This is a genomic window from Pandoraea sp. E26 (assembly GCF_000681415.1).
GTDB classification, from domain to species: Bacteria; Pseudomonadota; Gammaproteobacteria; order Burkholderiales; family Burkholderiaceae; genus Pandoraea; species Pandoraea pnomenusa.
Window position 1 is genome coordinate 118,619 of sequence record NZ_AYXJ01000018.1, and the last position, 14,350, is coordinate 132,968.

Consider the following 14,350-nt stretch of genomic DNA (forward strand, 5'->3'; position numbering starts at 1 on the left):
CCTCCCATGGCCCGCATGGTTCAATGCATCAAGCTCGGCAAAGAAGCCGAAGGTCTCGATTTCCCCCCGATGCCCGGTGAACTCGGCAAACGCCTCTGGGAAAGTGTCTCCAAGGAAGCCTGGGCCGGCTGGCTCAAGCAACAGACCATGCTCATCAACGAAAACCGCCTGAACATGGCCGACCCGCGCGCGCGCCAGTACCTCGTGAAGCAAACCGAGAAGTACTTCTTCGGCGACGGCGCCGATGTGGCGCAAGGCTACGTTCCTCCGACTACGGAATAAGGCACCCTCTCCCGCGGCCCGACACCGTCCCGCGCACGGCTCCGGGCCCTCGCCAGGAGATTGCACGTGCGCCGCGCGAAGCGGCGCACCGGGCATTGGAGCCGATTGAATGGAAGCGCCGGAGCCGGCCGCCTGTCAGCCGGCCCGGGCAGGACCGCCCTCGGTCTGGATGCCTGCGGATCGGGCACCGCAATGGTGGCAAAAGTGGGCGAACGCGTTCTTGCGCGTACGGCACGCGCCGCAACGGTCGAACAGGCAAATGCCGCAATGCACGCAGAAGTCCCGGTCGGGGTCATCAAGCTTCACCGGCCGCTCGCACCCCGGACATACGGACTTGGCCAGTCGTGCCTGTGCCAGATCGTAAGACAGCGTCTTGCGCCGCTCTTCGTCCGGCAATTGTTCTTCCGCCTTCTGCTTCGCCAGATAGCGCTGCAGCGACACGATGGCGTAGCGTCCGACCAGAATCGTGAGCACGATACCCACGAGGTAGCGCACGTAGCCGCCGTAGTCCGGAAGATAGGGGACCAGCTCCACGAAGAACGCGAATAGCGCAAAGAAGATGAAGCCCCAGACGAACGGCCACCACGTGCTCTTGCGCTGACGTGCGAACAGCCAGCCCGCCACGGCAAGCAACGGCAAGGTCAACGCCAGCCGGATGCCGAACACCTTCAGTTCCTGCGAACGCTGGATCGCCGCGAGGCGCTCACCCGCGTCGGCATTGAGGGCATAGCGCGTCGCACGCGCCGACTGCAGGCCGCGTTGCGCCTCGAGCTGCTTTGCTTCGAGCGCATCGACCTGCGTTTGCGCGTCGCGCTGCGCGGCCTTGAGCGAATCGAGCGCCCGCGTGCGGGCGACCAGTTCGGCATCCTGACTGGCCTGCGCCGTGGCCGTACGCGTGGCCACCCAGTCGTTGAACGATTCGCGTGCATTGCGATAGGCCGTGCTGCGCGCCTTGAGCTGCAGCCGCGCCGTCTCCAGCTGGCTCTGCACGTCTTCAAGCTGGGTTTGCGCCTGTTTGATCGCCGCATCGGCGCGATCGGCCTGCGCGCGATCGACGAACGAGTCGAGCGTGGGCGCTGGCGCGACGCCGGGCAATCTGTCGACGACAAGACCGCCCAGACCGATCAGAAATACCGCGAACAGTACGGCGATCAACCATAGTCCGCGGCGGAACCAGGTTTCGGGAAGACGACGTGATCCGGCCATCCTGCCCTCCCGGTATCAGTTTTTGTAGTCGATGGTGCGCACCCCTTGCGGTGTGCCCATCAGCGTGATGTCCGCGCCGCGCTTTGCGAACAGGCCGACCGTGACCACGCCGGCAATCTGATTGACCTGCGTCTCGAAGGCCACGGGATCGAGAATCTGCAGACCGTGCACGTCGAGAATGGCGCAGCCGTTGTCGGTCACGTACGGACTGCCGTCCGCGCGCACGCGCGCCTGCGGCTTGCCGCCGAGGGCGACGAGTTCACGCGCCACGCTGGCCTGGGCCATCGGAATGACTTCCACCGGCAACGGGAAAACGCCGAGCACGGCCACTTCCTTGGAGGCGTCGACGACGCACACGAACTGCCTGGCCACCGAAGCCACGATCTTCTCGCGCGTGAGCGCGCCGCCACCGCCCTTGATCATGTGCCCCAGGGCGTTGATCTCGTCGGCGCCGTCGACATAGACGGGCAGGCTTTCGATCTGGTTGAGGTCGAACACTTCGATGCCATGCTTGCGCAGGCGCTCCGTGCTGGCCTCGGAGCTCGACACGGCGCCGCGATAGCGACCCTTGTGCGCGGCAAGTGCGTCGATGAAGCAATTGGCGGTGGACCCGGTGCCCACGCCGATCACGCTGCCCTCGGGCACGTGCTGGTTCACATAGTCGGCAGCGGCCTGGCCGACCAGGCGTTTGAGTTCGTCCTGGGTCATGGGGAATTCCGGCAAAGTTTGGTAAAGTCGGAAGTTTACCGGAGTCGGGCCCGACGCGCCGTCTTTTGCGTCCTTTGAGCGTCCCCTGAACGTCTCGAGGGCGCCTTCGGGGCGTCGCCCGAACGCCATCCGGCCCCTCGCCGGACTTCATGTCACGCAGTGCATTTCTCGCAAGGCCGTCCTCATGAATCAGCTCGATACCCTCAAGCGCCACACCATCGTCGTGGCCGACACCGGCGACTTCCAGGCGATGGATGCCTACAAGCCGCAAGACGCCACCACCAACCCGTCGCTGATCCTCGGCGCGGTGCAGAAGGACGCCTACCGCCCGATGCTCACGCGCGTCGTCGCCGAGCACCGTGCCGAATCGACCGACGAGCTCATCGACCGCCTGCTGATCGCCTTCGGGCGTGAAATTCTCGACATCGTGCCGGGCCGCGTATCGACGGAAGTCGATGCCCGCCTGTCGTTCGATACGGCCGGCACGGTCGCACGCGCGCGCAAGCTCATCGCGATGTACCAAGCCGAAGGCATCGAGCGCGATCGCGTGCTCATCAAGATCGCGTCGACATGGGAAGGGATTCGCGCGGCCGAGATCCTGGAGCGCGACGGGATCCGCTGCAACATGACGCTGCTCTTTTCGCTGGTGCAGGCCGCCGCCTGCGCCGAGGCCGGCGCCCGGCTGATCTCGCCGTTCGTGGGCCGCATCTACGACTGGTACAAGAAGTCGGCGGGCGCCAACTGGGACGAAGCGGCCAATGCGGGCGTGAATGACCCCGGCGTGCGTTCGGTCGCGTCGATCTATCGCTACTACAAGCACTTCGGCTACGACACCGAAGTCATGGGCGCCAGCTTCCGCTCGACCGGCCAGATCCTTGCACTTGCCGGGTGCGATCTCCTCACCATCAGCCCCGCCCTGCTCGAACAGTTGCGCACGACCGAAGGGGAAGTGCGCCGGGCGCTCGATCCGAAGGAAGCGCGCTCGGCCGCCATCGACCGCGTGAAGACCGACGAGCCGTCGTTCCGCTTCGCCCTGAACGACGACGCCATGGCCACGGAGAAGCTCGCCGAGGGCATTCGTGCGTTCGCCGCCGACGCCGTCAAGCTCGAAGGCCTGATCGACGCCGCTCGCTGAAGCCGGTCCGGCGTTGCGACACCACGGCGCGTCTCGTGCGAACGCCGTCGATCGCGCAGGCGGCGCCAGACTTGCCTGAAGCGTCGGGAGCAGGCGAATAATAGAAGTGACCCGACGTTGCACCGGCGACACTGGAAGCGTCAATCACTTCTTGCCGCATGACAGGCCGATCGCCGCCGAGCCGGTTACCCGGTGGCGCGACGCCGGTTCGCGCTCCGCCCCTTGATTTCAGCAAGCCGTCACGGGCAATCGCCCACATCGCCGGCGTCCGCGCAGATGCCGACGCCGCCGGAGACCCGCTCAAACGTCCCGCATCCGGCTTTCGACGACGACCTGGCTACCGTCGGTACGTCGCGATCCACGCCCTGTGGCGCGCCCTCGCTCGTCGCGTTCGTATCGCCGCGAAAGCCGTCCGACTTCGTCGTCTCGGCCGCGGGGACACCGCCGGTGGGCTCGTCCCCGGCCATCCGGCGTCTTGGCTTCGACGCCCCGCCGAGTACCGAATCCTCAGCGGCCTCATTGTCGCGTGTCACCGTTCGTCCAGCATTCGCAAGGACCGTGGCGTCCGCGCACGGGGACAAGGACGATGCGCCGGGTGCGAGATCGACTGCGCCCCCCTTCTATGTCTTCGTGCAGGACGGCAGATACCTCAAGGCGAATGCAACCGGAAAGCAAGTGTCGCCGCTGTCCCGAAAGGAGGCGGAACGACTCGGTTTGCCGCCGGCGCCCGCGCTGAGCGGGACGATTCACGGCACCATCGACGCCGTCAGTCCCACGCCCCTGCCGCTCGCCAAGGACGGCAGCCGCCTCGTTCCGGTGACGCTGCGCGACCTCGTCCAGGAGGTCCCGTACGAGCGCGAGGTCCATGGCCTGCAATTTGCCGATCGTCAGGCAACGGTCGTGGTCCAGGCCGATTCCGGCCGGTTGTATGCCTGCGCGTCGGCGCACCAACGCTGCGGCACTGGCGCCTTTCGCGAACTCGACCCGGAAGTCCCGGACGACCAGCAGTTCATCGACGCCTTCCATGAATGCCGGCAACAGCTCAAGGCCACGCCCTCGTCGCTCGGGAACGACGGCAGCTTCCGCAATATCGTTCGCCATATCGAACAGCGTATCGCGCAGCCGACCGCGCCATGGAACGCCAACGCCACTCCGCCGCAAGACGCGCGCGATGCGGCTTACGAAGTCTTTACGTCCGCCCCCGCGCAGCGGCGCTTCGTCGACGACATCAAGGCGAGCCTGCGCCGCCGCGAGCGGTTCGACGCCGGCAAACACGAGTTCGATATTTCGGTCTACCGCGCGATTCTGGGACCGGAGCTGGTCTTCGAAGCGGACGGCCAGTGGAATATCGGCACCGCCGCCGGCATTGCCGATCTGCGTACCCATCTGCGCGACGGCAATCTGGCCTTCGCAGGCGTGGACACGGCCAAGGGCGGCAGCGCGGTCTACTTCGCATTGTCCGGCGGCAACCATAAGGACACGTTGCAGTTGCGCATTCACGACGCGATGGGCGAGAACGACGAAGTGCGCATCGGACGCGTCAGGTTCGTCGACGCCAGACGCAGGCGCGCCCGGTTACGCGCCGACCCGGGAGCCCGGGTGGGCGAGGATATCCAGGTCAACCTTCCGTCGCTCGACCCGACCTGCAAGACGTTCATCGACCGCGTCAACGACGCGGAGCAGATTATCGCGTCGGTGCTCCTTCACGATACGCGCGACGATCCCGTCACGCACCGCATTCACGTCAACAGTCTGCTCGACACCTGCGACGCGTGCGCGAGCACGCTCTCGATGTTGCAGACGGCCACGGGTCAGTCCGTCAACCTCATCTACCACCATGACTACGGCGTGAAGACGGCCAACAGCGCGGACCGCAAGATTCGGGCAATGCAGCGCCTGGCGGCGACGGCCAATGCCATACGCGAGCATCTCATGACCGGCGATTTCCCCGCATTGGCCGCCGTGTCGCGCCGACTGCCGACGCCCGACATGGTCGAGGCGCTCTCGCACTGGCTAATCGTCGATCGTACCGAATTCAGCGATGCCGCCAGGCTCGCGCACAGGAGCAACGCCCAGTATCTGCGAATGCTGGCATCGCTCACGCGCAACGCCGCATTGGCACCGCACGACGTGACCGCCATGCTTTTGTCGCCGCAAGGCCGGGCGTACGTGGCGCTGCTGGGCCGACGCGTTGCGATGCACCCCGAATTGGCGAGCGCCTGGGCCAGCCTGCTCGGCGAATTGCGCGAAGCCGGATCGCCCCGCGCCACGCTGCTGCGCGTATTGCTGAGCAAGCCCGAAGGGCTGCACCGATGCTTCTACGTCGAACTGCTGCGCGCGCCGCACGTGGCCGGTGACGCGCGCAATGCTCTCGTCGCATGGCTGAAGTCCGCGAATCTGATCCCCACGCCAGCGGAACTCCCGGCGTATGTCAGCCTTCGCCGAGCCGTCACGCTGTCGATTCGGCTGGCACTGCGCACGCGGTCCGCAGAGGCGCCGCTGACATTCCACTATGTTCCCCTGAAGGACGCGCTCGACACCGTGCGAACCCTGCTCTCCGAACGCACCATCGTCGAGTCCGAGGGCGAGCGCCTGGCCACGAAACTGCGCGAAGTCATGCCGACCGTCACGATCGCCGAGCAGTACGAATTTCGCGAGATGATCCACGACGCGGTCTCGCAGGCGTGGAAGCAGACGCTGCCGGGGACCGCCCCCCCATCCGACATTGCACGGCGCATCATGTCCGATACCAGTCCCGACTATCGTCGCGCACTTGGCAGCGCCCGCCGCAGTCTTGTCGACGCCGTCATCGTTGACGAGGTACAAGCCTACGCCGCGTTCCAGCGCGATCACCCTACCGCGAGCCCGGCGGCGTTGCAGGACGAGTTCGACGCACGGTTTCGATCGGGCCGGGCGGCCTATCGCGACGCCGTGCTGGGTTCGGGTGACTCGCCTCGGGACGCGGACATCCCGGGGGGCGAGCACGCCAGGGCGTCGGCCCAGGCGCAGGCCGCGAAGGTGACGGCAGCGCGGAGTCGCGCGTTGGCGCGGCAGCAGGCGAATGCCGCGGCACGAACGGCGCAACTGGCCGCCGACGCTCGCGCCGCATCGACCGCGCGCGAGTCGGCCATGGCGAGCGCGGCGCACGAGGCTCGCGAGGCGTCGCAGCGCGAGGCGAAACGCGTCGCTTTGGAACAAGCGCGACAAGCGAGCCTTGCGGCCAGTCTCGAAGCGAGCAAGCAGGCCGCCCAACATGCGCTGGAGAAAGCCCGCAGCGAAGCCTTCGACCGGGCAGAACGCGAAAGGCGAGCCCGTGACGAACAGGCGGCATGGCTCTATCCGCTCGAATTTGCGCCGCCCGCCTGCAATGACTTGCTACCCAACGCGTTTCCCACGCCACCGTCCGAATCGCCGGGACCGTCACGCCGGCAAAAACGTGCGACAACCGGACGCATCGCCGGGCGGCAATTCGAGGAATCGGGCCATGTCGGCACGTCGTACGGAACGTAGTTCGCACTTTCGGACGCGACCGCGCAACCGCCGACGGCCGCCTGGCGACAATGTGACGCCCTCGGCATGGCGGTTCGCCGGACGTGGCCGGCACCACGCGCGGTGCCATCATTACGCCCTCCCTTGGAATACGGGTGTCGCCCCGCCCCCTCCGGCTTCACCCCATGACCCGTTTCGAGCATGCAGGCGATATCCACTGCCCACACGCCTTCCCCCATCCCCGACGTGGCGACCGATCGGTCGGTCATGCCTCGGGACCTACCGGCGGGGCGTCGCCGCTTCGTGAGCGGATTCAGCGCGGCGCGTGCATCGCCCGAGCGGCTTGACACGGCTCGGGACCAGGATTGGCCATCGATCGGCGCGCGCGAATTGCGTCCACGGCTCAACGATCTCGTAACCCTCGGCACGGCGGCACCCCGGCGCGACACGATGCCGACATGCGCCGCGCGCGACGCCGTCGGCACTTGCGCCTTCCCTCAGGAACGAACACCGGATGCACGGGCGCCGTCTCGAACCGGTGATGTCCGCATGCGAATCTTGCCCGCGCAGGTCCGTGCGGCACGCGGCACGAACGATCGCCCCTCGATCCTGCCACCGCCAACGCATCCGGCACCGCATCCCGATAAGGACTTCGGCATGTTCGTCCACCAAGGCCGATACGTGAGCATCTCCGTGCCCGGCCACAACATCTGCCCCGTCCCGTCGAGATGGCTGGCAACACTTGGCCTTCCCGACGCGCCTCGCTACGAACCCCTCATTGTCGGCGTTCCGCGAAACGCCTCTCGCACGCCATCCCCCGGTCCCGATGTCGACGCAAGCGACACGGCGGACAGCACTGACAGCACCCACAACGCAGACAATGCCGCCACCGTGGAAATGGAACTCAGGGGACTCGTCGCGAACGTGCCGTTTGCGAAGATCGTTCAAGGCGTGCGTATCGGAACACCCTCGACAGCCGCACCGGGCGGCACCTCTCCGCACATCGTGGTCGAGGCCGACAACGACGTGTTCTATGTTGCGAGCACGTTGCCCAGCACGGCCGGCGCGATCGCCCTGCGCCGTCTGGATCCGGCCATCGCGCAAGACAATCGATGCATCGACCTGTACTGGCAACACTGGCGCCGTTCGGGCACCTTCCCCTACCCGATTGGCACGGCCGACAGCTATCGCAACGCGACCCATCACCGGCAGATTCTCGATCGATGCCTGCGTGCGGATCCGGCGTCGAGCGCAGCAACGATGGGCGATGTCGACCCATTCGACATCGTGTCTTCGCGGCATGCCCAGCGTGACTACATCGACACCTGCCGATCCAGTCTTTTCAAGCGCTGCGCGTTCGATCCGGTCGAGCACGAGTTCGATCTGCGCATTTACCAGACCTTGCTCGGCAACACGCACGTGTTTCGCATCGGCGATCGCTGGAACCTCGAGCTGCCCAGCGGCATAAGGGACTTGCGCAAGCACCTGTTGATGTCGAACCTGGCATTTGCGCGATTGGGCCACCATCGGTGCATGCAAACGGTGTACTTTTCGTTGTCCGGCGGCCGGCGCGTGCAGGATATGAAACTCGCCATTCACGACCTCATGGGCGACGACGACGAGATCACCCTGGGCAATGTGCGGTTCGTCTGCGCGAAGCGCCGTCTCGAGCGCCTCGGCGTCACGCGCGACCGGCTCACTGCCGGCGCGACGCATGTCGACCTGCCGGAGCTCGCGTCGTCGCCACTGCACCGGCACGTGCGCACCACGGATGCCGAGCAGCTCGTCGCGGCCGTCGTCGAACACGACATGCGCCGGGTGCCCATGGTGACCGACATCCACGTCAATAGCCTTCTCGATACCTGCGACTCCTGTGCCAGCTCGCTGTCCATTCTTCAGACGCTCACGGGATGCCCCATCACGTTCGTCTATCACCAGCCGTACGGCGTGCACCGCGCCAATGCCACCGAAGGGATCGTGCGCGCCATGCAGACGCTGGCGGTGACGGCCCGGCAGTTGCAATGGCATTGGGCACTTGGCGAAATCCCGGCAATGACGCCTCTCGCGCGCAAACTCATCGAGCCCGCGCTCGTGCAAATGCTCACGCACATGCTGTTCGCATCGCACACGGACAGCGAGGCGCGCGAAGCCCTCAAGATTCAGTGCAATGCGCATTATCTGCAGGTGCTGAGCGCCCTGCTCACTACCGGGGCGCTCCGGGCACAATCGGTCGTCGAGATGTTGGCTTCGCCGACGGGATTGCGATACCTGTCCCAACTCGGGCGGCGCGTAGGCCAGGGATTTGCGCTAGGACGACGTTGGGCGGGATTGACGCAGGCATTGCTCGACGCCGGCCAGCCGCGCGACGCATTGATACGATTGTTGCTCACCAAGCCCGACGGACTGTGCCGCAACTTTTACGTCGAATTGCTCGACGCCGTGCACCTTCGCGGCATCGACTGCCGAAATGCCCTGCTCGCCAGACTGAGTGCGCAGGGTCTCAGGCCCGCCTACGCTCAAATCGTCGAAATGATGGGGCACGTTCGCGGCGTCGGCCTGCGACTCCGGCTCGGCATGGCGGCGTCCAGGGCGTCGGCCGCACTGGCGTTGGACAAGCGGCTCCCGGCGCAGGCATTCCGGCAAGCCGTCGAACTCCTGCGCGACACCGCGCTGAACCGCTTGCAGGCTGAGCGTCTGGCCGCCGGGCTGCGCGAAATCATGCCCGTCGTGACGGTCGACGAACAACGCCGGTTCCGCGCGTCGCTCGCCGACGAGGTCAAGCGGGCCTGGCGCGACATTCTGCCCGGCGAGGACCCGCCGTCCACGCTCCTGCGCGAGCTTCTCGACGACGCCGCGCCAGCGTTCAGGTCCGCCCTCGTCGACCATCGTGGCGCGGTAATCCGCACGCTGATCGACGACACCACGCAGGCCTATGTCCGATTTCTCGACGAGAATCCCGACGCCGCGCCCGAGGCCGTGCAGCGCGAATTTGATCGGCAATACGATCTGGCGAAGGCACGCTACCGCGAGATCGTCGAAGACGATCCGCCGCCCGCCGCCTCGCGGCATGCCGCTCAGCACGTGGCAAGCCAGGCATCGACGAGCGCCGAAGCCGCGAAGGCCAGCCGCGCTGCGACACCGGCGGCAAGCGTCGCAGCGGCGAAGACCCAGGCCACACGCGTCGCCGCCGAGCCCGCGCGAAAAGCCGCGGCGCAGCGCGCGGACGAGGCACGCCAGATCGCGCTGGCCGCGTTCGAGGCCAGCGAGGCAAAGGCAAGGGAACGCGCGAAAAGCGCGAAAGAATTGGCGACTCAGGCAGCTCAGGCAGCCCTGACGGCACGCGCCCATTGCGCGCGCGAGACCGCCGCGAGCCAGGCGACCACGGCAGCGTTGACGGCCCGTTCCGACGCTCGGCGCGGGAGCGATATCGCGACGCTCGAGCACCGACTGAATGACCTGCAACAGGAACGTCGCCAGATACGCCTGCACGACGCCGCCGCATCCACGAATCGGGAAAGGAAGTGCGAGCCGGCGGTGTAACCTCGTCGATGTCGTGCCACCCACCGACCGCCGAATATCGCGCCACGCGCGATCGCCCAGCGATGGGCACGACCGCCGGCTGCGAGGGCCGACGAAGATCGCTGCTCGCGCGCGACCTCGCCGTTAGCGGTTACTTGCCAGCCTTCGTCGATTGCGCCCCCGCGCCGCGTTGACGCACAGCCTCGTAAAGGCATACCGCGCTCGCCACGGAGACGTTCAGGCTTTCGCAGCCGCCGGCCATCGGGATGCTCATCAGCGAGTCACAGGTTTCGCGCACCAGACGGCGCATGCCCTCGCCTTCCGCCCCCATGACGATTGCCATGGGCCCGGTGAGCTGCGTCCCGTAAATGTCCGCAGGGGCATCGTCGGACGTCCCGACTACCCAGATGCCACGATCCTTGAGCTCGCGCAACGTGCGCGAGAGATTCGTCACCATGATGTACGGCACGGTCTCGGCCGCGCCGCTGGCGACCTTGGCTGCCGTCGCATTGAGGCCGACCGCCCGGTCCTTCGGTGCGATGACGGCATGTGCGCCGGCGCCGTCTGCCACGCGCAGGCACGCGCCGAGGTTGTGCGGATCGGTCACGCCGTCGAGCACGAGCAGCAGCGGCGGGCCGGAAATGCCGTCCAGCAGTTCATCGAGGTTGAGCGCGAGCGACACTTCCTGGGCACGCGCCACCACGCCCTGGTGGCGCGACGAACCGGCCATGCCGTCCAGACGCTTGCCGTCCGCCTGAATGACCTTGATCTTCACGCCAGGCGCGCCCTTGGTCGACTCTACGGCCTTCAGGAAGTCGGTCATGCGGCGATCGCGGCGGCTCGGATCGTAGTAGATCTCTTCGATGCTGCTCGCATCGTGACGCAGACGCGCCGTCACCGCGTGGAAGCCGAACAGCAGTTTCAATTGACTCATTTCACATCCTCAAAAATTGCGTGTGCCGGTGCGCCAGAGGGTCGCGGCGCGCTCGCCTCGCCGCACAAAGCACGGCGGCGGCGGAGCCCGCATGGGCCACCGCCGCCGCAATCCAACGCGGGCGCCAGGCGCCGGTCGCGGCCGGCACAGGGCGCTCATCTTACTGCAATCCGCCAGACGCCCTGCGCGCCGAGCGCGGTTTTGCACCGCCGACGGCACGCAGCGGACATCCGGTCAGCGGCGCGGCTTCTTCGCCGGACCTCCCGGACGCTTCGCCGGCGCCTTGCCACCACCGCCGCCGCCGCCACTGCCACCGCCGCGCTTGGCCGGGGCCGCGCCACGCTCGGCGCGCGCGGCCTTCACCTTTGCGGACTTCGGCTTGGCGGGATGCTTGCCGGTCGGTGCAGGCTGCACCCCGTTGAGCAGCGCACCGCCCTTGGGCAACTGGCGAATGGTCGGCCCCGCGCTCGCGGATCCGGCCAGCCCGGGCGTGCCGGCCGCCGGTGCGGGGACCGGCGCGCCGCCACGTTCCGCGCGCCCCGACGTCTTCGCCAGCGTGCGGGCATTGGGCTCGCGCACGAGACGGAAGTCGATCTTGCGCGCATCGAGATCCACCCGGCTGACCTGCACCCGTACGCGATCGGTCAGGCGATAACGGATGCCGGTGCGCTCGCCGCGCAGTTCGTTGCGCACTTCGTCGAACTGGAAATAATCGCTGCCCAGCTCCGTGACGTGCACCAGCCCCTCGATGAAGAGGTCGTCGAGTTGCACGAAGATGCCGAACGAAGTGACGGCGCTGATCGTGCCGCCATATTCCTCGCCGAGCTTGTCGCGCATGAAGTAGCACTTGAGCCAGGCTTCGACGTCGCGTGACGCTTCGTCGGCCCGGCGTTCGTTGGCCGAACAGTGCAGACCGAGTTCGTCCCAGATCGCATCGCGCTTGCGCGCGCTGGGCGACTTCTTGCTCTTGGTGTCATCGTCCTTCTGAAGCTTGCGCGCGTGCGGCGAAAGGCCCGTCGTGAGTTCCACGCCTTCGGGAATCTGCGGCTCGTACTTCTTGCCCGCCAGAATTGCCTTGATGGCGCGATGCGTGAGCAAATCCGGGTAGCGGCGAATCGGGCTGGTGAAGTGCGTGTAGGCCGGATAGGCGAGACCGAAGTGACCGATGTTGTCCGGGCTGTAGACGGCCTGCTGCATCGAGCGCAGGAGCATCGTCTGCAGCATGGGCGCGTCGGGACGCGATTCGATCTGCGTCATCAGCTCCGAATAGTCTGACGTTGCCGGCTCGTCGCCACCGCCCAGCGACAACCCGAGCGTCTTGAGGAACGTACGCAGCACCTGAAGTCGCTCGCCCGACGGGCCGGCGTGAATACGATACAGCCCCGGCTGTTTGTGGCGTTTGAGGAAGTCCGCCGCGCACACGTTGGCCGTGAGCATGCATTCCTCGATGAGCCGGTGGGCGTCGTTGCGCGTGCGGGGCAGGATCTGCTCGATCTTGCCCTGCGCATTGCACACGATGTACGTCTCGGTCGAATCGAACTCGATGGCCCCGCGCGACTTCCGGGCTTTGGCCAGCACCTTGTAGAGCTCGTAGAGGTTCTGGAGATGCGGCAGGAGTGCGGCGCGGCGCTGGGCCTCGGCGCCCTTCGTGTTGCCGAGCACCGCCGCCACTTCCGTATAGGTCAGGCGCGCGGCCGAGTGAATCACGGCCGGGTAGAACTGATAGGCCTTCACGTCGCCGTTCGGTGCGACGAGCGCATCGCATACGAGCACACAGCGATCGACGTCGGGATTGAGCGAGCACAGGCCGTTCGAGAGCTTCTCCGGCAGCATCGGAATGACGCGGCGCGGGAAATAGACCGACGTGCTTCGGGTCAGGGCATCGGCATCGAGCGGCCCGCCCGGCGAGACGTAATGCGAGACGTCCGCAATGGCGACGATCAGACGGTAGCCGTTGACGCGACCGACCTTGGCGGGCTCGCAATAAACGGCGTCGTCGAAATCGCGCGCGTCTTCGCCGTCGATCGTGACGAGCGGGACGTCGCGCAGGTCGATGCGATGGCGCAGGTCGGGCGCGCGGACTTCATCGGGCAACGCGCCGGCGGCGGCGAGCGCCTCGGCGGAGAACTGATGCGGCACGCCATACTTGCGCACGGCGATCTCGATCTCCATGCCCGGATCGTCGATATCGCCGAGGACCTCCGACACCCGCCCGATCGGCTGGCTGTATCGGCTGGGGTAATCCGTGAGTTCGACCGAGACGACCTGCCCCACCTTGGCCTTGCCCTGGGCGCGGGGCGGGATCAGGATGTCGTGGCTGATGCGCTTGTCTTCCGGGGCGACCACCATCACGCCGTTTTCGTTGAGCAGTCGGCCAATGACATGGGTATTGGCCCGGCTCACGACCTCGACGATGTGACCTTCCGGGCGGCCCCGGCGATCGTAGCCGGCGATGCGAAGCAGCACGCGGTCGTTGTGCATGACCTTCTTCATCTCCTCGTTGGGGAGGAAGAGGTCGTCGCCGTCGTCATCGCGCACGGCGAAGCCGTAGCCGTCGCGGTGCCCGATGACGCGCCCGGCGATGAAATTCGAAGGATGGGTCAGTTGATAGTAACCGCGACGATCGAGTCGAATTTGGTCATCGCGTTCCATGGCGGCGAGGCGCTTGAAGAAGCCTTCGCGTTCCTGCTTCTTGATGGCCAGCGATTCGGCGATGTCGTTGGCGGACATCGCGGATTCGGCGGTACGCAGGACGCCGAGGATTTCTTCTCGGCTCGGGATCGGATAGGGATATTTGCTCAAAGGTCGGTAGCGTTACTGTGCCGGTTGAGTCCGGCCGAGTGGCGCACCATGCGCCCTGCGGTCCGTGTCGATGTGCGGTAGCGCGGATAGCGGCGGCGCACGGTCAGGGACAATCATACGGCAAACCTCGCGAAAACTGCCACCTGTGCGGAATTTGAGCGCGCGGGCGGGAATGGGCGAGGGAATCGAAAATTTTTTCCTCGAAAGTGTTGACACTCCCGCGTCACAACCGCATAATCTCACTTCTTCGCAGCAAGCAAGCAGTAAGCGAGCTG

Annotated in this window: 8 protein-coding genes; 4 read left to right on the top strand and 4 right to left on the bottom strand. The window is 66.3% G+C overall.

Annotated features, from left to right (window positions below):
• The first annotated feature begins 6 nt into the window (after positions 1–6).
• Entirely contained in the window at positions 7–282 is a 276-nt protein-coding gene (locus W930_RS0113595) for an oxidative damage protection protein (RefSeq protein ID WP_023596350.1), read from the top strand.
• A gap of 135 nt (positions 283–417) precedes the next feature.
• Here W930_RS0113595 and W930_RS0113600 read toward each other — a convergent pair whose 3' ends face one another.
• Positions 418–1,488, bottom strand: coding sequence for a serine endopeptidase (locus W930_RS0113600; RefSeq protein ID WP_023874093.1), 1,071 nt, complete (start codon positions 1,486–1,488; stop codon positions 418–420).
• A 15-nt stretch (positions 1,489–1,503) separates the two neighbouring features.
• Entirely contained in the window at positions 1,504–2,196 is a 693-nt protein-coding gene (gene rpiA, locus W930_RS0113605; protein ID WP_023596352.1) for a ribose-5-phosphate isomerase RpiA, read from the bottom strand.
• A gap of 184 nt (positions 2,197–2,380) precedes the next feature.
• Between rpiA and tal the strand changes: the two genes are divergently transcribed.
• From tal to W930_RS0113625, 3 genes are all read left to right on the top strand, one after another.
• On the top strand, positions 2,381–3,331 hold the full coding sequence (tal, locus tag W930_RS0113610; RefSeq protein WP_023596353.1) for a transaldolase: 951 nt from the start codon (positions 2,381–2,383) through the stop codon (positions 3,329–3,331).
• A gap of 675 nt (positions 3,332–4,006) precedes the next feature.
• A complete protein-coding gene (locus W930_RS0113620) occupies positions 4,007–6,841 on the top strand; it encodes a hypothetical protein (RefSeq protein ID WP_145929456.1) in 2,835 nt (944 codons plus the stop codon).
• 528 nt (positions 6,842–7,369) lie between these two features.
• A complete protein-coding gene (locus tag W930_RS0113625; protein ID WP_023874090.1) occupies positions 7,370–10,360 on the top strand; it encodes a hypothetical protein in 2,991 nt (996 codons plus the stop codon).
• A 130-nt stretch (positions 10,361–10,490) separates the two neighbouring features.
• Here the strand turns inward: W930_RS0113625 and rlmB are convergent, their stop codons facing one another.
• Positions 10,491–11,273 (bottom strand): 23S rRNA (guanosine(2251)-2'-O)-methyltransferase RlmB, encoded by a 783-nt coding sequence (gene rlmB, locus W930_RS0113630; RefSeq protein WP_023596357.1) that lies wholly within the window; start codon positions 11,271–11,273, stop codon positions 10,491–10,493.
• A 234-nt stretch (positions 11,274–11,507) separates the two neighbouring features.
• On the bottom strand, positions 11,508–14,075 hold the full coding sequence (rnr, locus tag W930_RS0113635) for a ribonuclease R (RefSeq protein WP_023596358.1): 2,568 nt from the start codon (positions 14,073–14,075) through the stop codon (positions 11,508–11,510).
• Positions 14,076–14,350: the final 275 nt, after the last annotated feature.

Coding starts and splice junctions, on each gene's coding strand:
- W930_RS0113595 (WP_023596350.1), top strand. CDS start 7: ATGGCCCGCATGGTTCAATGCATCAAGCTCGGCAAAGAAGCCGAAGGT.
- W930_RS0113600 (WP_023874093.1), bottom strand. CDS start 1,488: ATGGCCGGATCACGTCGTCTTCCCGAAACCTGGTTCCGCCGCGGACTA.
- rpiA (WP_023596352.1), bottom strand. CDS start 2,196: ATGACCCAGGACGAACTCAAACGCCTGGTCGGCCAGGCCGCTGCCGAC.
- tal (WP_023596353.1), top strand. CDS start 2,381: ATGAATCAGCTCGATACCCTCAAGCGCCACACCATCGTCGTGGCCGAC.
- W930_RS0113625 (WP_023874090.1), top strand. CDS start 7,370: ATGCGAATCTTGCCCGCGCAGGTCCGTGCGGCACGCGGCACGAACGAT.
- rlmB (WP_023596357.1), bottom strand. CDS start 11,273: ATGAGTCAATTGAAACTGCTGTTCGGCTTCCACGCGGTGACGGCGCGT.